This window comes from Simkaniaceae bacterium (assembly GCA_021734805.1).
In the GTDB taxonomy this organism is placed as follows: domain Bacteria; phylum Chlamydiota; class Chlamydiia; order Chlamydiales; family JACRBE01; genus Amphritriteisimkania.
In genome coordinates, this window is the sequence record JAIPIG010000032.1 from 1 (window position 1) to 20,923 (window position 20,923).

At 41.8% G+C, this 20,923-nt stretch carries 18 protein-coding genes; 8 read left to right on the top strand and 10 right to left on the bottom strand.

Going from position 1 to position 20,923, the window contains the following annotated elements; all coding sequences use genetic code 11:
- From K9M07_06695 to K9M07_06740, 10 genes are all read right to left on the bottom strand, one after another.
- Positions 1-218: hypothetical protein (locus K9M07_06695; GenBank protein ID MCF7852910.1), on the bottom strand; the 218-nt coding region annotated here is incomplete at its 3' end.
- A 41-nt stretch (positions 219-259) separates the two neighbouring features.
- Complete coding sequence (gene rfbA, locus K9M07_06700) at positions 260-1,147, bottom strand: glucose-1-phosphate thymidylyltransferase RfbA (protein MCF7852911.1); 888 nt, start codon at positions 1,145-1,147, stop codon at positions 260-262.
- Positions 1,144-2,514: an acetyl-CoA carboxylase biotin carboxylase subunit gene (gene accC / locus K9M07_06705; protein MCF7852912.1), complete on the bottom strand. Its 1,371-nt coding sequence runs from the start codon at positions 2,512-2,514 to the stop codon at positions 1,144-1,146. Before accC ends, rfbA begins: the two co-directional genes overlap by 4 nt.
- A 9-nt stretch (positions 2,515-2,523) precedes the next feature.
- The gene (accB, locus tag K9M07_06710; GenBank protein ID MCF7852913.1) at positions 2,524-2,976 is read right to left on the bottom strand and encodes an acetyl-CoA carboxylase biotin carboxyl carrier protein; all 453 of its coding nucleotides are present in this window, start codon (positions 2,974-2,976) and stop codon (positions 2,524-2,526) included.
- A gap of 16 nt (positions 2,977-2,992) precedes the next feature.
- Positions 2,993-3,547: an elongation factor P gene (locus K9M07_06715; protein ID MCF7852914.1), complete on the bottom strand. Its 555-nt coding sequence runs from the start codon at positions 3,545-3,547 to the stop codon at positions 2,993-2,995.
- Positions 3,544-4,215 carry an HAD family hydrolase gene (locus tag K9M07_06720; GenBank protein MCF7852915.1) on the bottom strand — a complete coding sequence of 224 codons (672 nt, stop codon included), beginning with the start codon at positions 4,213-4,215 and terminating at the stop codon, positions 3,544-3,546. Before K9M07_06720 ends, K9M07_06715 begins: the two co-directional genes overlap by 4 nt.
- Entirely contained in the window at positions 4,199-5,161 is a 963-nt protein-coding gene (locus K9M07_06725; protein ID MCF7852916.1) for a YvcK family protein, read from the bottom strand. Before K9M07_06725 ends, K9M07_06720 begins: the two co-directional genes overlap by 17 nt.
- Positions 5,158-5,883, bottom strand: coding sequence for a ribulose-phosphate 3-epimerase (gene rpe / locus K9M07_06730; protein ID MCF7852917.1), 726 nt, complete (start codon positions 5,881-5,883; stop codon positions 5,158-5,160). Before rpe ends, K9M07_06725 begins: the two co-directional genes overlap by 4 nt.
- A 230-nt stretch (positions 5,884-6,113) precedes the next feature.
- Positions 6,114-7,895 carry a hypothetical protein gene (locus K9M07_06735; GenBank protein ID MCF7852918.1) on the bottom strand — a complete coding sequence of 594 codons (1,782 nt, stop codon included), beginning with the start codon at positions 7,893-7,895 and terminating at the stop codon, positions 6,114-6,116.
- A 50-nt stretch (positions 7,896-7,945) separates the two neighbouring features.
- Positions 7,946-8,770: an aspartate kinase gene (locus K9M07_06740; protein MCF7852919.1), complete on the bottom strand. Its 825-nt coding sequence runs from the start codon at positions 8,768-8,770 to the stop codon at positions 7,946-7,948.
- Between the two features lie 467 nt (positions 8,771-9,237).
- Between K9M07_06740 and rpsA the strand changes: the two genes are divergently transcribed.
- The 8 genes from rpsA to sctV all read left to right on the top strand — a co-directional run bounded on the left by rpsA (position 9,238) and on the right by sctV (position 20,744).
- Complete coding sequence (rpsA, locus tag K9M07_06745) at positions 9,238-10,980, top strand: 30S ribosomal protein S1 (protein ID MCF7852920.1); 1,743 nt, start codon at positions 9,238-9,240, stop codon at positions 10,978-10,980.
- 282 nt (positions 10,981-11,262) lie between these two features.
- Positions 11,263-12,534, top strand: coding sequence for a transcription termination factor NusA (nusA, locus tag K9M07_06750; protein MCF7852921.1), 1,272 nt, complete (start codon positions 11,263-11,265; stop codon positions 12,532-12,534).
- A gap of 1 nt (position 12,535) precedes the next feature.
- Positions 12,536-15,058 (top strand): translation initiation factor IF-2, encoded by a 2,523-nt coding sequence (gene infB, locus K9M07_06755; GenBank protein MCF7852922.1) that lies wholly within the window; start codon positions 12,536-12,538, stop codon positions 15,056-15,058.
- Between the two features lie 34 nt (positions 15,059-15,092).
- Positions 15,093-15,452, top strand: a complete 360-nt coding sequence (gene rbfA / locus K9M07_06760; GenBank protein MCF7852923.1) for a 30S ribosome-binding factor RbfA — start codon at positions 15,093-15,095, stop codon at positions 15,450-15,452.
- 6 nt (positions 15,453-15,458) lie between these two features.
- On the top strand, positions 15,459-16,163 hold the full coding sequence (gene truB, locus K9M07_06765) for a tRNA pseudouridine(55) synthase TruB (GenBank protein ID MCF7852924.1): 705 nt from the start codon (positions 15,459-15,461) through the stop codon (positions 16,161-16,163).
- A gap of 3 nt (positions 16,164-16,166) precedes the next feature.
- Complete coding sequence (ychF, locus tag K9M07_06770) at positions 16,167-17,273, top strand: redox-regulated ATPase YchF (GenBank protein MCF7852925.1); 1,107 nt, start codon at positions 16,167-16,169, stop codon at positions 17,271-17,273.
- 259 nt (positions 17,274-17,532) lie between these two features.
- Positions 17,533-18,624 carry a type III secretion system export apparatus subunit SctU gene (gene sctU, locus K9M07_06775; GenBank protein MCF7852926.1) on the top strand — a complete coding sequence of 364 codons (1,092 nt, stop codon included), beginning with the start codon at positions 17,533-17,535 and terminating at the stop codon, positions 18,622-18,624.
- The gene (gene sctV, locus K9M07_06780) at positions 18,621-20,744 is read left to right on the top strand and encodes a type III secretion system export apparatus subunit SctV (GenBank protein MCF7852927.1); all 2,124 of its coding nucleotides are present in this window, start codon (positions 18,621-18,623) and stop codon (positions 20,742-20,744) included. The genes sctU and sctV overlap by 4 nt, the downstream gene beginning before the upstream one ends.
- Positions 20,745-20,923 lie beyond the last annotated feature (179 nt).

The following is a 20,923-nucleotide window of genomic DNA, read 5'->3' on the forward strand; positions in this document are numbered from 1 at the left end:
ACAAACCAAACACCGGCGGCAGGTATGGATAGAATGCCAAAAATCAGAGACATCGCCATATTATGAAGACGAGAAATCAGTGGGGATTCGGAAATAGGACCATGATGCCAAATAGAGCCGCCTAAGGCCTGTTCTACAGTATAGTGGAGAGGTTGTTTTAGAGTTTGCGCAATAGATCCCATCATCATAAAACCTGTAATTGGATGAAAAGCAGTCATTTTATTTCATTAAGGAATTTTAAATAAACAATAAAAAGTTTTTAAACTGATGAGAGGTGTAATTGTTGCTCGGCAAGTTTGATGAGATAGCGTCCGTAGTCGCTATTGGCTTGCTCTTCTCCATGGGCTCTTAAGGTGGAAAGATCGATGAAGCCCATTTCATAGGCCACTTCTTCAATACAACCGATTTGGATCCCCTGCCTCTTTTGAATCGTATCGATATAAGAGGAGGCATTTTGCAGATCCGTATGGGTTCCGGTATCGAGCCATGCAAAACCTCGCCCGAGTAGCTTAACCTTAAGAGCGCGCTCTTGCAAATAGGCTCGGTTGACATCGGTAATTTCAAGCTCACCTCGATTTGAGGGCTTCAAGCGATTGGCAATATCGACAACGTTGTTATCATAAAAATATAGGCCTGTGACAGCGTAATGCGATGGGGGATGTTGCGGTTTTTCGATAATATCAATGACGCTATGAGAATCATCAAATGCGACAACTCCATAACGCCTTGGATCATCCACTTCATAACCAAAAACGACTCCCCCATCTAAAGGATCATCGATATCGGAAAGAAGCTCTTTCATATCATGAGCATGAAAAATATTATCTCCTAGAATAAGGGCAACACAATCATCCCCGATAAAATCTTCGGCTAAAATAAAACTTTGGGCGATCCCCTCCGGATTTTTTTGAACAATATACTCAATCTTAAGACCTAATTGAGAACCATCCCCCAAAAGACTTTGAAAAAAGGGCAAATCGCGCGGTGTCGAAATGATTGCAAATTCAGAAATACCGCTCAACATGAGTGTCGATAGGGGATAATAGATCATTGGCTTGCCGCCAACCGGCAATATTTGTTTGCTGATGGCTTTCGTAATCGGATAAAGGCGCGTTCCACTCCCCCCGGCTAAAATAATTCCCTTCATTGGGAGCCGTCAAGCTTAAATGTGCAGCCCTTTTCAATCAGTTCATCGACAAAAGTGATCGTATAATCTGATTTAAGAAACTGCTCATTATTGAGCATGAACTGGTGGAAATGAACGGTTGAATGGACTCCGCCGATGTGAAACTCTCTTAAGGCACGTTCAGCTCGAGCAATCGCCTCTTGGCGATCTTTCCCTCGGACAATGAGTTTTGCAATCATCGAATCATAATAGGGGGGGATCTGATAACCCGCGTAACAAGCTGAATCAATACGCACATGTGGCCCGGCCGGTGGATTATAATACTCAAGACGTCCCGGTGAAGGGGCAAAGTTATTCATTGGATCTTCGGCATTGATTCTAAATTCAATGACATGCCCTTTTAAATCGATATCATTTTGTGTAAATCCCAGCTTCTCTTTTCGAGCAATGCGGAGCTGTTGTTCGACAAGGTCAATTCCGGTAAGCTCTTCAGTGACCGTATGCTCAACTTGAATGCGCGTATTGACTTCCATGAAATAAAAATGGCCATCCTGATCTAGGAGGAATTCAACCGTTCCTACCGAGTGGTACTTGGCTGCTTTGACAAGGGCTTTGGCTGCTTCCCCTATTTTTTTGCGTTGCGCCGGTTTGAGCACAGGCGAAGGCGCTTCCTCAATGAGCTTTTGCCTTCTTCTTTGGACAGTACAGTCTCTTTCTCCTAAATGAACATAGTGTCCGTGTTGATCACCAATGATTTGTACTTCAATATGGCGGGGATTGACTATGAATTTTTCTAAATAGACATCGGGATTATTAAAAGAGACTTCCGCTTCCGTTCTCGCTGCAACAAATAACCTTTCAAACTCTTTAGCATTGTGGGCGATTCGAATTCCTTTACCGCCGCCGCCATGGGAGGCCTTAATTACAACGGGATAACCAATTTTCTCTGCCTCTTTCAATCCTTCATCAACTTTTTCAATCACTCCATCCGATCCCGGAATGACGGGACACTTAACACTTTTAGCAAGGGCTTTGGCAGCTGCCTTATCTCCAAGCATTGCAATCGTCGAAGATTGAGGGCCGATGAACGTCACGCCGGAACTTTCACAAATCGACGCAAAATGAGAATTTTCGCTTAAAAATCCATAGCCGGGATGGATCGCATCAGCCCCCGTAATTTCACAAGCGGCTAGAATATTGGGGATTTTTAAATAGGATTGAGATGACTGGGCTCTTCCAATACATACGGCTTCATCTGCATGCAAAACATGCAAACTTTCACTATCGGCTTCGGAATAGACCGCAACAGTTTCAATTCCCAAATCATGGCAAGCCCTAATGATTCGAACTGCAATTTCTCCGCGATTGGCAATAAGTACTTTTTTCATAAGTTTCAATTATTCAATTCTAAATAATTTTGTTCCGAACTCAACAGGTTGTGAGTTCTCAATCAAAATTTCTTTAATGACACCGGAGCGATCGGCCTTGACTTCATTCATAACCTTCATCGCTTCAACAATACAAACAATACTCCCCTTTTCAATTTGATCCCCTACCTTGATAAAAACAGGATCATCCGGAGATGGGCTGGAGTAATACGTTCCGACCATGGGGGAGGTAATAAAATGGCCACTCTGCTGCACTTCTTTTTTTGCCGGCATTTCCTTTGCAGTTTCAGCGACAGGCAAAAATTCATGAACGGGTGCTTGATGAAAATGGGCCTTACCGGAAGCAGCTTGGCCTGCCTTTTCAAGAGAAATCTCGAATCCGTTTTTCTCTTTAACATGAAGTTTGGCAAGCTTGCCCTTATCCATAATTTTAATGAGATCTTTGATTAATTGCATATCCACGGGGATCTGATCTCCTTTATACGCGTTGTATATATTCATTTGTATGAGTATCGACTTTTACAATATCGCCTGACTCAATAAAAAGGGGAACATCGACTCGAGCGCCTGTCTCAAGGACTGCAACTTTAGTGGTGCTTGACATGGATCCTCCGGTAGACTCTTCCGATTTGATCACCATCAGCTCGAGAAATTGAGGTAATTCAATTGAAAAGACCTGCTCGCCGTAAAACATCGCTTTGAGTTGGATTCCCTCTTTGAGGAAATCCACTTTTTCTTCGATCATTCCTTGTTCAATTGTCACCTGATCAAGTTCATCGATATCTAAAAAGAGATGGCTTTTCCCTTCCGGATATAAATATTCGATCGTCTTTTCAACGAGTTTAACCTCATTCACTTCCTGATCTTGCTTGAAATTTTTCTCTAAAATTTCATCAGACATCAAGTTTTTGAGCTTTGTCTTAATAAAAGGAACACCTTTTGACACGGTGACCATGACAGATGATTCGACTCGATAAATTCCTTTCCCGATTGAAATAATCATTCCCGGAACAATCTGACTACTTTTGATCATAGCTTCCTCAAAAAATTTTTTCGCTTAACTTCTTCAATTATATCAAAAAGTTCGACTAAATGTATAATTTTATAGTCAACATCTGAAAAATAGTCAAAGGACATCTTTCCTCTCCCCCGTCTCATTTGAACCGTGGTAAACCCTAACTCCTTAGCCGGAGTCAGATCGAGACCGACCCGATCGCCACAAACAATCACGTCTTCTAAATGAGTGGAAAATTTTTTAGCGAGCGATTGATAGTGCTCTTGCTTCGTGTTTTGACAAAAAATAATTTCAGAAAATAGCAGGGGATCGATTCCGCTTCGCTCTAGCTTTTCTCTTTGAAAGACTTCATCCCCTCGAGAAATAAGACATACATAATGCGAGTCGGCAAGAATTTTTAAACTTTCCTGTGTTGTCGCATAACTTTCAACATCAAGATCTTCTAGATCCGAGTCATTTAAATCCGAATGAATTGAGAGATAATGGGCAGGCTCCAGCTCGTTAATCTCCGAAAATTCTTCCAACGCCGCTGCACTGGAAGAGGACATCATATCCATACGCATCAATTGATGTGTGAATTCATGATCGGAAGGAAAAAGCTTTAGCATTCCCTTTTGAAGCTTAAAAGGGACAATTGCCTCAGACGTCTTAATCAAAGTGTCGTCTAAATCAAAGATGATCAACAATTTTTATTAACTCTTGTGCTAGTTTTCTTGAGTCGTGACGAATTAAGTTGCGTTTTAGCAGATCATTTTTTGTAGGCTCAAATAGCTTACCTAGTAATGGGGCATTAATGACACGGTCATTTTTAATGTCACTTTGAACAAGCTCCCCCTCTTCGGCATAAACTTTAATCAGGGATTCGGGTGGGAGTTGATCATTCACTAAAATGTAGTCAAGACAATCCTCACCTAGATAACGAACAACTTCATTGACATAATCACTGACTTTAAAATGCGTTGTTTGCCCTAGGCGATTCATTAAATTAACGACAAACACCTTTTTTGCATGAGAGGATCGAATCGCATCGCTAATGCCGTTGACGAGTAAATTAGGAATAATAGAAGTATGCAGCCCACCGGGACCAATGATAACAAGATCTGCATTTATAATCTCTGCAATAGCATGAGGATTTGCTTTGGGATACGGCTCTAAGTAAATACTGGAATAACCTTTATCGATATCCTGAGAGAGATAAATTGCTTTTTCTCCATCTAAGACCTCACGATTTTTCAAAATCATTTTGAGGCGCACCTGATGCGTTGTCACGGGAATGACTTTACCTTTGATATAGAGAATCCGCCCCATCTCCTCAACGGCTTTTTCAAAGCTTCCGGTAACCTTTTCAAGAGCTGACAAGAACAAGTTTCCAAAACTATGTCCACCTAAGCCCCCATTTTCAAATCGATAGTTCATCAAAGATCGCATGAGCCGGGATGAGTTAGAAAGGGCCACTAAACACTGCCTTACATCCCCGGGTGGTAAAACACCAAGATCATCGCGCAAAATTCCGGTACTCCCCCCATCATCGGCCATTGAAACAATAGCGCTGATATCGAGGTGATATTTTTTGAGCCCTCGTAGAACAGTAAAATTACCCGTTCCTCCACCAATGACGACGACCTTCTTCATGATTTTGCGAGGCCTCTCAACCTTTGAATTTTTTCGCGCATATCGCCTTCAAACATATAAGTTCCAACAGCTAGATCATTAGCACCGGCTTCGATGCAGAGCTTAGCCGTTTTTTCATTGATTCCCCCATCAACTTGAATAAGAAAATCATCGAGATTTTTATTTTCTTCTTTTTCCGTTTTATTGCGATCGAGCATGACCCCTCCCTCGCGAATATCGAGCTTATCACATAGATCGCGCGTAAAGCGGATTTTATCGAGCATTTCCGCAATAAAAGTCTGACCTCCAAATCCGGGATGGACGGTCATGATCAAAAGTTTATCGCATTTATCGAGGTACTTTGGAATCATTGACTCAGATGTTTCGGGACAAAAAGCCAATCCCGCTTTAACATTGCATTTTCGGATAAATTTTAATGTATCTTCTACATCTTCAGTTGCTTCAAAATGAAATGTGATCCCATCCGCTCCGGCCTCAATAAGTCGCACGATATAGTCAAAGGGATTATACACCATGATGTGCACGTCTAAAAATAAGTTAGTTGCCCTATTGACAGCCTCTAAAGACTTAGGACTAAGACTTAAATTAGGAACAAAATGCCCATCCATAATATCAAAATGAATGGCATCGGCTCCGGCATCCTCAATGCGCTTGGCTTCATCGGCTAACTTTCCAAAATCCGCAGATAAAATGGAGGGAGCTATTCTCACATTTCTTGACACGACCACTATCCTCTTTATTTTTTATGTTATGAGTCTAATCGAATAACTCCTTTGTGGCAATAGGGTTATCACTATCCACAAAGGACCGCGCGCGCTCATCCCTGACGAAGCAAGACCGCAATCCGCCCTTCGGGACCACTAACTCGAGATTATCGCCATTAGAGGAATTAGTAACCGATTGTATGTCAAAAGATTGTGAAAATCGCGCCGAAAAATGTACAAAGTCGAGATTATGGCAATATCGCGTGACCAATCAAACGGCGATCACCCATAAGCATCTTGAGTCGAATTAATTGCGTGGGTGATTGAATAAGATCGTTAAATTTTTGACAAATGGCATCGGCCTCCTTTTCTCTTGAAGCCCATTCAAAAGCCACGTCTTGACTCAACTCCCCTTTTTCAATCCACTTGAGATAGGATGTAAAAAATTGGAGAATATCCTCGGGAGACCAAACCATTCGGTATTCGACGGGGTAGAGCGAAAAGAAGAAGTTTTCAAAAAGGGCTTTTTGATCTACGTGAAGTTTCTTTTTAATCTCTTCGAGCCTTTCTCTTTGTTTTGCGAGAAGCCCCCCATTAAAATCTCTCACTTCTCCAAGGACACTTTTGAGTGCGCGGTACACTTCATAGCGCGCTTTATATAAATCAAGCGTATGGTCAAAGCGCAAAAATTCAGAAGGATTGAGAGTAAGAGTAAAAATAGAGGCTTCTTTAGGTGTTTTTTTACGCACCATTCCCGCTAATCGGCATCTTTCGAGATGCACTTGATATTTTTCCTCAAAAGCTTGCTTGATCTGATCAAATGGCATGGCCCCCTTATGCAATAGCCGTATCAACAAAACGCGAAATATCAAAGCCGACTCACTTTGCCTTTCGAAGTTGATGATAACCTGCGGAATATCTCTAATATAGCGCATCTGTCGACTCAAACTCACCATGCTCTTCATGATTTCCTCTTCATTGCGAGGCATAAACAAAGGGCGAACCAGCGTCTGTATTGAATGATTCACTTTAAAAATGAGCTCTTTTCTGAGTTGAGATAAAACTAAAAGGGGTTGATGAGGCATTTCAAAATAAAAAAACTTCCCTTGACACTCTTTCATTTCAAACTGAAAACACGACTGGGGATCAATAGAGTGGGAGATGAAATCGGGCAAGGATAAAAGAAGTTGATTAAGTTCAAAAACCTCATGATTACCAAGAGAATTAAGAGCAAAACAGACTGCAGTTCGCTTCACAACCTCAAAAGGCATCTCTAAATCAAATGAAAATAGATGTGTATCGATATACCTTTCCGTGCGATTTTGCTTCTTTAACCTAGAATAAAAGCGATAAAAAATTTTCACCATTTTGACAAGATGCTTTTGAGCGCGTATTTGTTTGAACGAATCTTGGCATGACATCATGACAAGGCGCATCACAAAATAAATATCAGCATCAATCTGCGCGGGAAAACGTTGGGCAAGATAGGCGATCCCCTCCTGGACGGCAATCGCTTTTTCGCTCAGAAGCATTCCCTTCATTTCAAGAATTTGCATCGCTTGATAATACGAAGTCGCGCCAAACTCAATTTCTTGTGTAAAAAAAGGGAGATGTCTTTTTATCTTTTCAATATCAATTAAGCTGCACTTTTCTAAGCGCGCTTCCAATAAAGAATAAGATTCAGAGCCATGCTCGATGTTGAAGTTGAGATTCATGAAGGACTTTAAATGAAGGGCACGCCCCGGCACAAGCCATCGGCTGACCATCTCATGAAAAAACTTTAACAAACCACTTTTATTTCTTGTCAGTAATAAAACTTTGATCGAGCGATGCGAATCCGTTGGGAAAATCACCTTAAACTTAGGCACATACTCACTAAATTGCACCTGAAACTCATCGATTGATTCAAGTCCCTGTAAATGATTCGGCAATAGACTCTGCAGATTACAATCAAGCCATTGTGAATAGTCCTGATCATCCGGATCTTTCATCAAGATAAAACGAGAATATGGCACTGTGCTCTGTTTCATGGTCCCTGCTTTTTAGCCCACATTGCTCACAAAGCCAAATCAAAGCGTCTTCAGGCATTTGGCATTTTTTCGGCATCACACTCATAGATCAGCTGATGAGGACGATCGAATTCACTTTCTATTATCCAACTCCCCTTTGCCATTTGATGCAAGCTTTCTTTTTGAAATGAGAGAATATGTAAAGGAATATGGTTTTGCATAGCGAGCCGAATCGCCCTTGGATGGATGACCGAAGCCTTATTCTGCTCATAAAGAGCGAGCGCCTCTTGATAACTCAGATGAGGAATGAGGTGCGCATTGCTCACTTTTTTAGGGTCATCACTAAAAAGCCCCGCGACATCCTTATAAAACTCAATTTTATGCGCTCTCAAGGCAACGCCGAGGGCCACGGCCGTCGTATCCGACCCCCCTCTACCGAGGGTCGTTATCTCCTTCTGATTGGAAACCCCTTGAAAACCGGCAACCACGACAACCTTACCGCTTTCTAAAAGAGTGGGCAAGCGCGTAGGCCTTACATCTACTATATAGGCATTCGAATGATCCGAGTTGGTAATGATTCCCGACTGGCTCCCGGTAAGGCTAACCGCTTCAACGCCTCTTTTAGCAAGAGCAATGGCCATGAGAGAAATGCTAATCCGCTCCCCGGCGGTTAAAAGCATATCCTGCTCTCGCTTAGGCGGATTCGCGTTTAACTGAAAGGCTAATCCCAACAAGTCATCCGTCATTTTCCCCATTGCAGAAGCAACAACAATGATTTGGGAGAATTCCTCCATGCGACGGGCGATCCGATCGGCCGCCTGATCAAATAGATCTAAAGAGGAGAGCGAGGCTCCCCCAAACTTCATTACAACAAGCTGGGAATTGACAGAATCCATATTAAAAAAAACTATTTTAAATTGAACGGAGGCCAAGCGGGCCAATCTCCCCTTATTCATAGAGAGAATTTTTAAAAGAATAGCCATTTCTGCCATTTAATTTCAGCTCTTCTCAAATAAAAAACTACATATCAAGAGAATTCCCTAGATCATAGTGGGTTATCCTTGATTTTATTTTTAGAGCTTTGATAGACTTCTCCCCAAAGAAGCTTTTTCAAAACTCATTACTTTGCGCTTTGAAAATTGGCTCCTTCAAGAGAGCCTTTCAACTTAAAGATTAATAATCTGATTTCAGAGCATGTCTACAAAGCAGCGAACACTCACTTTGTAAACACTCTCTCTCAGGTTAAAAGATTTTTTTAATCTATCTTTCAGTCTAACAGGCCTCTTAAGAGACATCCTTCAAATGAGAATTAATTTGTCGGTTTCGTCTCTTTAAATATAAAAACTTATGGAGAACCTTTTAAATGTCAAAACAACTCAACTATGATTGGAACGAAAGTAAGGTCATTGATGATATCGCATTCTTGGATGAAGATGCCGAACTGTTCCGTAAACTTCTCGACAATCGAGAAAATTCTGAAGATGAATTTGCCGGCCCCACAATGGCTACCGGGCAGATCCTCAAAGGAACGATTGTTGAAGTCACTAAAGATTTTGTCGTCATTGATGTAGGCCTTAAATCTGAAGGTCTTGTTTCTATTTCAGAATTTTCTACCCCCGAAGAAATTCAACTCGGATCTGAAATCGAGGTTTATCTCGATCAAGCAGAAGGGGATGATGGACAAATCGTTCTTTCACGCGATAAAGCACGTAAGCAACGTCAATGGGAATACATTCTTAATAACTGTGAAGAAGGTTCTATTATCCGTGGAAAAGTGATCCGCAAAGTTAAAGGCGGTCTCATGGTTGATATTGGCATGGAAGCTTTCTTGCCGGGATCACAAATCGACAACAAGCGCATCAAAAATATTGACGAATACCTCAACCACACCTTCGACTTTAAGATTCTTAAAATCAATATTGAGAGAAAAAACATCGTCGTATCTCGCCGTGAACTTCTCGAAGAAGAAAGAGTTTCTAAAAAAGCCGAGCTCCTTGAAAATATTCAAGAAGGCGAAATCCGCATCGGTATTGTTAAAAACATCACTGACTTTGGTGTCTTCCTTGACTTAGATGGCATTGATGGACTTCTTCACATTACAGATATGACATGGAAGCGCATCAAACACCCTTCTGAAATGGTTGCCATTGGTGACGAACTTGAAGTCGTCATCCTCAGCATCGATAAAACAAAAGGTCGTGTTGCTCTCGGTCTGAAACAAAAAGAGCGAAATCCTTGGGAAGAAATCGAAAAGAAATACCCACAAGGAACACGTGTTAAAGGTCGCATTGTCAACCTCGTTCCTTATGGCGCATTCATTGAAATTGAACCGGGCATTGAAGGGCTTATCCATGTTTCTGAAATGTCTTGGATTAAAAACGTCACCGACCCTTCTCAAATCGTCTACAAAGATGATGAAGTGGAAGCTATTGTCCTTTCAATTCAAAAAGAGGAAGGCAAAATCTCCCTTGGAATTAAGCAAACTGAAAAAAATCCATGGGAAGATGTCGACAAAAAATATCCTGAGGGAAGCACAGTTCAGGTTGAAATTCGCAACTTGACGAATTACGGTGCTTTTGTTGAGCTGGAACCGGGCGTTGACGGACTGATTCATATTTCAGATCTTAGCTGGATTAAAAAAGTCTCTCACCCTTCTGAAGTTCTAAGCAAAGGCGATAAAGTTGAAGCCGTGATCTTATCAGTAGATAAAGAGAGTAAAAAAATCACTCTCGGCGTGAAACAACTCAGCTCAAACCCATGGGAAACCATTGAAAAAACAATGCCCGTTGGCAGCGTTATTCGAGGAAAAGTTTCAAAAATCACAGCTTTTGGAGCTTTCATTGAGCTAGATAACGGCATCGAAGGACTCGTTCACGTAACTGAACTTTCCGATGCTTCTTTTAGCAAAATAGAAGACCTCGTTGCAGTTGGCGATGTCGTTGAAGCAAAGGTCATTAAGCTCGACCCTGAGCACAAAAAGATCTCTTTATCTCTTAAAGACTTTCTCACACATGGTAGCGATAAAGTCAGTAAAGATGATATCATTATGGGATCCGGCGACCTTTCCGATGAAGAAGCTGAAGTAACCAACGGAAGCAAATCATAATTAGAATGATGATTTTGCAATGGGTGAGGCAGCACTAATACTGCCTGGGCTACAACGAAATTTGCTAAATATCGTTTGTAGCCTAATAACCCGGGTTTTGGGTTTATTTTGTTGATTCTCACTGAGAATGAATGGAGTAAACTCAAAACTCAGGTTATAAATAGAAAGCTCAACAGAAAAAATAAAGCTTTGGTTAAATCCTTCTATAAACATACAATTTAACATGACCAAATAGGCCGCGCAACAAAGCAGGCATTAATTTGATAGGGGCATAAGTAAACAATGAATAAAGATCTAGTCGCTATTTTCGAATATCTTGAAAGAGAAAAAGGAATCAAACGCGATGTTGTGATTAATGCAATTGAGGATTCTCTGCGCATTGCTGCAAAAAAAAGCATTCACAATGTTGGAAACGTCTCTGTTCAAATCAACCCTAAAACAGGTGAAATTGAAACTCTCGTTGAAAAAGAGATTGTCGATCATGTTGAATACCCCGATGAAGAAATCACACTCGAGCATGCTCGCGAAATCGACCCGGATTGTGTAGCGGGCCAGTGGATTCAAGTTAACGTTACTCCTAGAGATTTTGGCCGCATTGCCGCTCAGGTTGCTCGTCAGGTCATCACACAAAAATTAAAAGTAGCAGAACGAGATGTTATTTATGAAGAATACCGCCACCGCATTAGTGAATTAATCTCGGGAACTGTCAAGAGAAAGACACGCGGAGGCACTCTGATCATAGATTTAGGGAAAGTCGAAGCTATTATGCCCGACCGATTTTATCCCAGAGAGGAAAACTTTCATATTGGAGATCGCGTCTTAGCCCTCCTATTGGAGGTCAGAGATACGGAGAATGGTGGAGCTGAAGTTATTTTATCTCGCAGCCACCCCCAATTTGTCGAGCAATTATTTGCTCAAGAAGTTCCTGAAATTCATGACAATACGATCTTGATTAAACGAATTGTACGAGATGCCGGTTACCGAACTAAGATGTCTGTCTCAACAACAGACTTAAAAATTGATCCCGTTGGAGCTTGTGTTGGGGTAAGAGGCGGACGTGTTAAAAACATTATTCGCGAATTGAACAATGAAAAAATTGATATCATCCCCCATTCGGACGACCCTATTGTCTTACTTAAAAATGCCGTAGCTCCGGTCATCTTAAGGAAAATTGAAGTCGATGAGGAAAACCAAAGAATCGTCGTTGTCGTGAGTGATGAAGACTATCCTATTGTTCTTGGTCGCAAAGGAATCAACGCCCGTTTAACAGGTGATTTGATTGAATGTGAACTTAAGGTTTACAAAATGAGTGATTATGAAAAAGAAGCTCATATCCTACTGCAAAAACTAGCAACATCCGATGACCCCGTGCTTGATGAATCACTGCACCTTGAACATGCTAACCAACTTGCAATTGATAGTTTAATTGCAGCCGGTTTTGATACACCCAGAAAGGTTCTTTCACATACACCCCATCACCTAGCTAAAGAGGCAGGCTTAAGCCTTGACCTCATTGAAGACATTATCGAACAGATCAAGAAAGAGAGGATTTGATTTGGCTAAAAACTTAAAATTTAAAGTGAAAAATGCACAACTTGCCGAAGCTTTAAATCTCAAAAAAAAACAGCCCTCTAAAAAAGAAGAAGAGGAGAAAAAAGCTCCTCCTAAAAAGGAAGAGGCTCCTGCTGCTGAGACGAAACAGATCCCTCAAGATCAACCCATTGTCGAAGAAACAACACAAGAAGCTGAAAAAAAACCCTTAAAGAAAGCGACCGATACTCCTTCTTTTCTACAAGAGAGACAAAAAAAGCAGTACGACAAAGACTCTTTGGACTCCTTTGAAGGAGATGGCCTCTCTAAAAGACTCGCCGGCACTATTTCCCCTAAAAAAGATGAAATTGGCTACATCAGACCGGGAACTGATAAAGTGGCTCTTGAAAAACGCCGCCTTGAAGAAGAAGCTCGGCAACAAGAAGAAAAAAAACAACAAGAACAGAAAAAAGAAGCTTCTCTACAAGAAAAGAAAGAAAAAGCTCCTAAAGAGCGTCCTGAAAAGACGAATAAAGAAACCGAACAAACACCCGCATCGACTCAACAAGATAAAGACCGCAATAAAAAATCGGCGAAAATCAAGGAATTTAAAGAGAGTAAAGCTTTAAAAAAATTCCAGCAATCTCGAGTATTTGACGCTAGAGACCGACAGGGATTACGAGCCGGTGACGACGACCATTGGAGACGCAAAAGACAGGGCAAGCAGAGACTGAAAGATCAACAGCTTGAAGAAACTATCCGCCCAAAATCCCTGCATATTAAACTTCCGATTTCGATCAAAGATCTTGCTGCTGCAATGAAATATAAAGCAGCTGAATTGATTCAAAAATTTTTCATGCAAGGCGCAGTCTTTACAATTAACGATATGCTCGATGACGAAACAACCGTTCAATTGCTCGGACAAGAATTTGGTTGTGATATCACCATTGATACATCTGAAAAAGAGCGTTTAAATATTACAGATAAATCCATTACTGAAGAAATTCTGGAATCTCCTCAAGATGAGCTTGAAACTCGCCCGCCGGTCATTACAATGATGGGTCACGTGGATCACGGTAAAACATCATTGATTGACGCCTTCCGCAAAAGTAATTTAGCTGCCGGTGAAGCCGGAGCGATTACACAACATATTGGGGCTTTTCGTTGTAAAACTCCTGATGGAAGAATGATCACTCTTTTAGATACGCCGGGCCATGAAGCTTTTACGGCAATGCGTACAAGAGGTGCTAATCTCACCGATATTATCGTTCTTGTCGTCGCAGGGGATGAGGGAATTAAACCTCAAACCGCGGAAGCTATAAAGCTCGCAAAAGATGCCAATGTACCGATCATTGTAGCGATCAACAAATCAGATAAGCCCGGCTTTAACCCCGACCAAGTCTATCGCCAACTCGCTGATCACAATATGCTTCCCGAAGCATGGGGTGGAACCGTTTCGACAGTGAATTGCTCAGCTCATACTAAAGAGGGGCTAAACGAACTTTTAGAACTCGTTCTCCTCCAAGCCGAACTCTTAGAATTAAAAGCTAATCCCCACTTTAGAGCTAGAGGTATTGTTATCGAAGCCGAAGTCTTAAAAGGCCTTGGAACTTCTGCAACCCTCTTAATTCAAAATGGTTCACTACATCTGGGAGATGCCCTTGTTATCGAACATGTATACGGACGCATTAAAACAATGCATGATGACAAAGCGCAACACATTCAAGTAGCGACTCCCGGAATGCCGGTTCAAGTAACGGGCTTATCCGATCTTCCCGATGCAGGATCAGAATTTATCATTGTTAAAAATGAAAAAGAAGCCAGACAGCTCGCTAAAGAAAGAACAGCCATCTCTAAAAGACAAGTCTTGAGTATTGGTTCTTCATCCGGATTAGAAAATCTTCTTCAATCTGAAGTCACAAAACAACAGAAAAAAATTCTTAATATCATTCTCAAAACGGATGTTCACGGCTCTATCGAAGCCATTGTTAACGCATTAAAAGAAAAAATTAAATCCGATAAGGCAGAGGTCAATGTCATTGCCGCTGAAATCGGCGATATTTCCGAGTCGGATGTTCAAAGGGCTGCGACGGCAAATGCCGTTATTTTCGGATTCCATGTCTCTGTTGAAATGCACGCTGAGAGCTTAGTCAAACAACTTCAAGTTAAAATCGAGTTATTTGATGTAATCTATCACCTCATTGATCGCGTTAAAGAACTTCTCACTTTGCTGCTGGATAAAACCCGCGAAGAAACACATGTTGGTATGGCGCGCGTACTTCAAATCTTTAAATCTTCTCACCTTGGAATTATTGCCGGCTGTATTGTTGCTGACGGGATCATCAAACGCTCTCATTATGCAAAACTTATTCGCAATGGAGAGCAAATTTGGGAAGGAAATATTGCCTCGATTAAGCGCTTGCATGATGACGTAAAAGAAGTGTCTAAAGGACTAGAATGCGGAATCATCCTTCAAAACTTTAAAGAGCTCAAACCTGAAGATGAAGTCCATGCATATGAAGTGACATATGTTGCTCAATCTCTTTAATATGAATTGCAGAATCTAACCGGGAAGAAAAAAGATGACACGTAGAACCGAGCGATTAAACTCACTCCTCAAAGAAGTGATTTCTGAGGTCATCTTTAGAGAAGTTAAAAATCCCCATGTTACCGGATTAATCACGGTCACTTCTGTTGATATTTCAAAAGATCTGCATCACGCTAAGGTTTATATCAGCGTGATCGGAACGGATAATGACAAAAAAGCGACGTTAGATGCCCTTAATTCGGCAGCGGGCTTCATTGCCACGAAATCCTCAAAGAAAGTTGTTTTGCGCTACTTCCCCCAATTAAAATTCATTTTTGATGATTCTGCAGAAAAACATATGCGGATTGATTCGATTTTGAAAGAAATTGAAGAACAAAAGAAACTTAACGGTTAATGCAGCATGATCACAGCTCTTGCTCAACCTCACTTGATAGCCCATGAGGGAATACTACTGATCGATAAACCTGCTGCAAAAACCTCTTTTTACCTTGTTTATCTCGTGCGAAAACTCACTAAAATTAAAAAAATCGGTCATTGCGGTACTTTAGATCCCTTTGCAACGGGAGTCATGGTGATGCTGATTGGAAAAAGCTTTACGCGGCGCTCTCATGAATTTCTCGATATGGATAAGGAATATGTGGCGCGCCTTCGTTTAGGAGAAGCAACAGATACCTATGATCTAGACGGGCAGGTCTTGCACTCAAGCAATCGCATCCCCTCTTTAGAAGAGGTTCAAAATGCTATCACGCTTTTTCAAGGAACAATAGAGCAAATCCCCCCCATGTTCAGCGCTAAAAAGATCAACGGAAAAAAATTATATGAACTCGCAAGAGAAGGCAAAGAAATTGAGAGAGCTCCTTCTATTGTTCACCTGACAACGACTCTCATCGAATACCACTATCCCTATCTTACCCTTCACGTTCGATGTTCCAAAGGAACCTATATTCGATCCATTGCTCATGATCTCGGTTTGCATTTAGGCACTTATGCCCATCTTGTCGATTTAAAAAGAACTAAAAGCGGCCCATTTTCAATTGATCAGTGCATTTCAATCGATGAGCTTTTAGCTCCAAATATTGATTATCGAAACTATTTATTCAGGTAAATTATGGCTAAGACATCAGGACTTGCTTGCGGCTTTGTGGGCCTCCCTAATGTGGGAAAATCCACTCTTTTTAATGCCCTTACTAAACAATCGATTCCGGCATCTAATTATCCCTTCTGTACAATTGATCCCAATGTTGGCATTGTGGAACTTCCCGATGAGCGCCTTAAAAACTTGTCCGAATGTTCCAAATCACACCGCATTATCCCGGCATCCGTCTGTTTCGTTGATATCGCCGGACTTGTCAAAGGAGCGGCTAGTGGCGAAGGTCTTGGGAACAAATTTTTATCCAATATCCGCGAAACCGATGTGATTATCCATGTCGTTCGCTGTTTTGATAATGAAGATGTCATCCATGTCGCCGGAACAATTGACCCGATTCAGGATATTGAAGTGATTAATTTAGAGCTTGTCTTTGCCGATCTACAAATGGCAGAAAATGCCCTTATTAAAATGGAAAAACAAGCTAAGGCAAATAAAGAAGCTAAATTAGGTGTCGAAGCGTTAAAAAAAGCGATTGCTCATCTCAACCTTAACCGCCCAATGATCACACTTGAGCTTTCAGATGAAGAAAGTGCTTCAATGGCTCTGCTCCCCTTTTTAACACTAAAGCCCGTTATCTATCTCGCTAATGTCTCGGAAGACACACTTCCATCCATGGAAAACGATTATGTGAATCAAGTAAGGGAATATGCTAAGCCATTTAATAGTAAAGTGGTCGCCGTATGCGCTAAGCTCGAAGAAGAGCTCTCGGCTCTCGATGACGCTGAAGCCAAAGAATACCTTCAATCTTTAGGTGTCCAAGAAACAGGTCTTCATCGCCTCATTAAAGAATCTTTTGAAACCCTCGGACTGATCACCTTTCTTACAACCGGTGAAGTGGAAACAAGAGCCTGGACAGTCCCTAGAAATTGCCCCGCTCCCCAAGCTGCCGGTAAGATTCACACTGATATTGAAAAAGGTTTTATCCGCGCTGAAGTCGTCACCTATGCCGATTTTATTAAATATAGATCCCGCAATGCCGCCAAAGAAGCCGGTGTTGCTCGTCTTGAAGGCAAAGAATACCAAGTCAAAGATGGCGATGTGATCTTATTCTATCATAACTCATAATCTCGACTTTCAATTCAATTTGGTATATTAAGGTGAGTTGTAACCTCGACTTTGCAACTTTTGGGGCTTGATAGCCTCGAGATATTTGTTCTCTAGGGAGTTATTAAAACCGGGAAGGGGTTTTTTACCCCTCCCCGGTTTTAATAATCTCCCGGTTCGACTATAGGTCGAATGCCCGAGAGCAAATAGATGAGGTAGGCGGGCCCAAAAAGTTGCAAAGTCGAGGCAACTCAAAATTAGGGTACAAAGATAATCTGAGATGGCTGAAAAAACCGAAAAGGCGACCCCCAAGAAGCTGAAAGATGCTCGTAAAAAGGGTCAGGTCGCTAAATCTAAAGATTTTCCTTCTGCGTTCACATTCATTGTCTCCATTTCGGGGATTCTGATGTCATCCTCTTATCTTTACTCACAGCTTTCCGGTTACATGATTGAGATGTTTAGTTCGATCAAAAACTCTCAAAATATGGGTCCAAAGATCATGGGAATGGCCAGCCAAGCCATTCAGGTGATTTTTGACACATCGATCCCAATTATGGTCATCGTTTCTTGTATTGGGGTTCTGGTCAATTTTTTGATCATTGGGCCTTTGTTCTCAATGGAAGCTATGAAGCCCGACATTAAAAAGCTCAACCCGATATCGAACATTAAAAATATGTTCAAAATCAAAACATTTATCGAGCTTCTTAAATCAATTTTAAAAATCACGGGGGCTATCCTTCTCATTTATGGCGTTGTCCATAATTCGCTCTCTGAAATTGTATCAACTGCCGCCTTGCCGATCTATGGAACGGCCTTGGTTTTTAATGACTTTTTAGTTAAAGTCATTATCCGTGTGGGCATTTTTTTCATCGCGATAGGGCTTTTCGACTTAGTTTTTCAGAAAAAGAACTTTTCAAAAGAAATGAAGATGGAAAAATTTGAGGTCAAGCAAGAAGTTAAAGATACCGAGGGTGATCCTCATATCAAAAGTAAACGGCGGCAAAGGGCTCAGGAGATCGCCTATCAAGAAGGACCTCGATCTACAGCGCGTGCAAGAACGGTCATTACAAATCCATCGACCATTGCAGTCGCTATTGAATATGACCCTGAGATTCTTCCCGCTCCCAAAATTGTCACGATGGGAAAAGACTTGGTCGCAGAAGAAATTATTAAAATTGCTTTAGACAATAATATTCCTATTATGCGAAACATTGCCTTAGCACATCAGCTCTATTTTAAGTGTAAAATCGGACAATTTGTCCCGGAAGACACTTACGAGACAATTGCTGAAATCTTGAAATGGATTGAAGAGCTCGAAGCAGAAGAAAAAGCAAAAGAAAAAAGAGAATTTTTGGAGATTTTAGAAGAGTGAGCGCTTTATCAAAACTCAATCAAAAGTTGGGTAATTCTAGGATTTTAAATTTTCTCTCCTCGTCAAGCGATATCGTTCTGGCTTTTTTCGTGATCCTCATCATTATGATGATTATCATTCCCGTTCCCCCTCCCGTAATCGACACGCTCATCGCCGTCAATTTGACGATTTCGATTACGCTTATTATGATCTCGCTCTATATTTCCAAAGCAGTTCACCTCTCTGCTTTCCCATCCCTTCTCTTGATTACCACCCTATTCCGATTAGGGATTGAGATCTCTGCAACGCGTCAAATTCTCTTACATGCCGATGCAGGTGAAATTATCTTAGCATTCGGAAAGTTCGTCGTTGGAGGAAATTTCGTCGTTGGAGGCGTTATTTTCTTAATTATTACCATTGTGCAATTTATCGTAGTCACGAAAGGTGCCGAACGGGTTGCTGAAGTTGCCGCCCGCTTTACTTTAGATGCTATGCCCGGAAAACAGATGAGTATTGACGCCGATATGCGCAGCGGAATCATCGACGCCGCTCAAGCGCGTGATTTGCGCCTTGCCCTCGCGAAAGAGAGCCAACTCTATGGTGCGATGGACGGTGCGATGAAATTCGTCAAAGGAGATGTCATTGCAGGGATTGTTATTGCGATTATTAACATCATTGGGGGATTGATCATCGGTGTACAAATGCACCATATGTCTGCAATGCAAGCAGCCCAAACATATACCCTTCTCTCTATCGGAGGCGGCTTAGTTTCACAGGTTCCGTCTCTGCTCATCTCTTTAACCGCCGGTATTGTCACAACAAGGGTTTCATCTGACAAAAAAGATGCCAACCTTGGAAAAGACATCACGCTCCAAATTTTAGATCAGCCTAAAGGGATTATGATCTCGGCTGCGGTTCTTTTAATGCTCTCCGCTATCCCCGCCTTTCCTACGCTTTTATTCTTCCCTCTTGGAGCCGGTGTCGGGGCTTTAGGCTACAATCGCTATCGCAAGCAAAAACGGATAGAGCAAGAATCGGCAATGGGGAGCGCCGTAATGGAAACGGATATTCAAGGCCATACCGTCGTTCGAGGTGGGCCCGAAGATTATGCTCTTACCCTGCCCGTCATTTTAGAAATCGGCAAAGGCCTCTCGCAAATCGTCAAAAAAGATCGGACAGGAACGCGCTTCATAGAGGTGATGATTCCGCGGATGCGCCATGCTCTTTATCAAGATCTCGGTTTAAAATTTCCGGGTGTTCATATTAAAAGTGAATCGGAAGCGCTTGCCCCTTTTGAATATGCCATTTATCTCAATGAAGTCCCTCTGATGCGGGGTAAAATATTAGAAAATCATGTCTTGACAAATGAAACGGAAGAAAATTTAAGACGCTATAACCTCCCCTACGTCGCTTCCAAAAATGCCATTAACCAAGCCACTCTTTGGGTCGATGAAAAATATAAAGAGATCTTGCGCAAAGCGGGAATGAAGTATTGGGAAGCTCTTGAAGTCATGATCCTTCACCTCTCCTATTTTTATAAACAATATGCGGGTGAATTCATCGGTATTCAGGAAGTGCGCGCAATTTTAGAATTCGTTGAAAAATCTTTCCCCGATCTCGTTAAAGAAGTCACGCGTTTAGTTCCTTTGCAAAAATTGACGGAGATTTTCAGGCGTCTCGTACAAGAACAGATCTCCATTAAAGATTTGCGCACTATTTTAGAAGCCCTTTCAGAATGGGCACAGACGGAAAAAGATACGGTGCTTCTGACAGAATATGTCCGCTCATCCCTCAAGCGCTATGTTAGCTATAAATATTCGCGAGGACAAAGTACGTTATCCGTCTATTTGCTTGACCCTGAAATTGAAGACCTCGTCAGAGCTGCGATTAAGCAAACGTCATCGGGTTCCTATCTCGCTCTCGATCCCGATTCGACTCAAATGATCCTACACTCTATGCGCTCTGTTGTCGTTCCCACCCCTCCTAACGGCCAACCACCTGTCCTTTTAGCTGCAATTGATGTTCGCCGTTTCGTAAGAAAACTCATCGAAGCCGAATTTCCGGATATGCCTGTTGTCAGCTATCAAGAAATCGTTCCTGAAATTAAAATCCAGCCCCTTGGCCGCGTTCAACTCTCCTAAACTCGACTTTGCAACTTTTTGGGCCCGCCTGCCTCTTCTATTTGCTCTCGGACGCTCGACCTATGGTCGAACTGGGAGATTATTAAAACCGGGAAGGGGTAAAAAACCCCTTCCCGGTTTTAATAACTCCCTAGAGAACAAATATCTCGAGGCCTTCGAGTCCAAAAAGTTACAAAGTC

What these genes read in the sequence shown, in the direction of transcription:
- rfbA (MCF7852911.1), bottom strand. Translation starts at nt 1,147, where the DNA reads ATGAAGGGAATTATTTTAGCCGGGGGGAGTGGAACGCGCCTTTATCCG.
- accC (MCF7852912.1), bottom strand. Translation starts at nt 2,514, where the DNA reads ATGAAAAAAGTACTTATTGCCAATCGCGGAGAAATTGCAGTTCGAATC.
- K9M07_06715 (MCF7852914.1), bottom strand. Translation starts at nt 3,547, where the DNA reads ATGATCAAAAGTAGTCAGATTGTTCCGGGAATGATTATTTCAATCGGG.
- K9M07_06725 (MCF7852916.1), bottom strand. Translation starts at nt 5,161, where the DNA reads ATGAAGAAGGTCGTCGTCATTGGTGGAGGAACGGGTAATTTTACTGTT.
- K9M07_06735 (MCF7852918.1), bottom strand. Translation starts at nt 7,895, where the DNA reads ATGAAACAGAGCACAGTGCCATATTCTCGTTTTATCTTGATGAAAGAT.
- K9M07_06740 (MCF7852919.1), bottom strand. Translation starts at nt 8,770, where the DNA reads ATGGATTCTGTCAATTCCCAGCTTGTTGTAATGAAGTTTGGGGGAGCC.
- rpsA (MCF7852920.1), top strand. Translation starts at nt 9,238, where the DNA reads ATGTCAAAACAACTCAACTATGATTGGAACGAAAGTAAGGTCATTGAT.
- nusA (MCF7852921.1), top strand. Translation starts at nt 11,263, where the DNA reads ATGAATAAAGATCTAGTCGCTATTTTCGAATATCTTGAAAGAGAAAAA.
- rbfA (MCF7852923.1), top strand. Translation starts at nt 15,093, where the DNA reads ATGACACGTAGAACCGAGCGATTAAACTCACTCCTCAAAGAAGTGATT.
- truB (MCF7852924.1), top strand. Translation starts at nt 15,459, where the DNA reads ATGATCACAGCTCTTGCTCAACCTCACTTGATAGCCCATGAGGGAATA.
- ychF (MCF7852925.1), top strand. Translation starts at nt 16,167, where the DNA reads ATGGCTAAGACATCAGGACTTGCTTGCGGCTTTGTGGGCCTCCCTAAT.
- sctU (MCF7852926.1), top strand. Translation starts at nt 17,533, where the DNA reads ATGGCTGAAAAAACCGAAAAGGCGACCCCCAAGAAGCTGAAAGATGCT.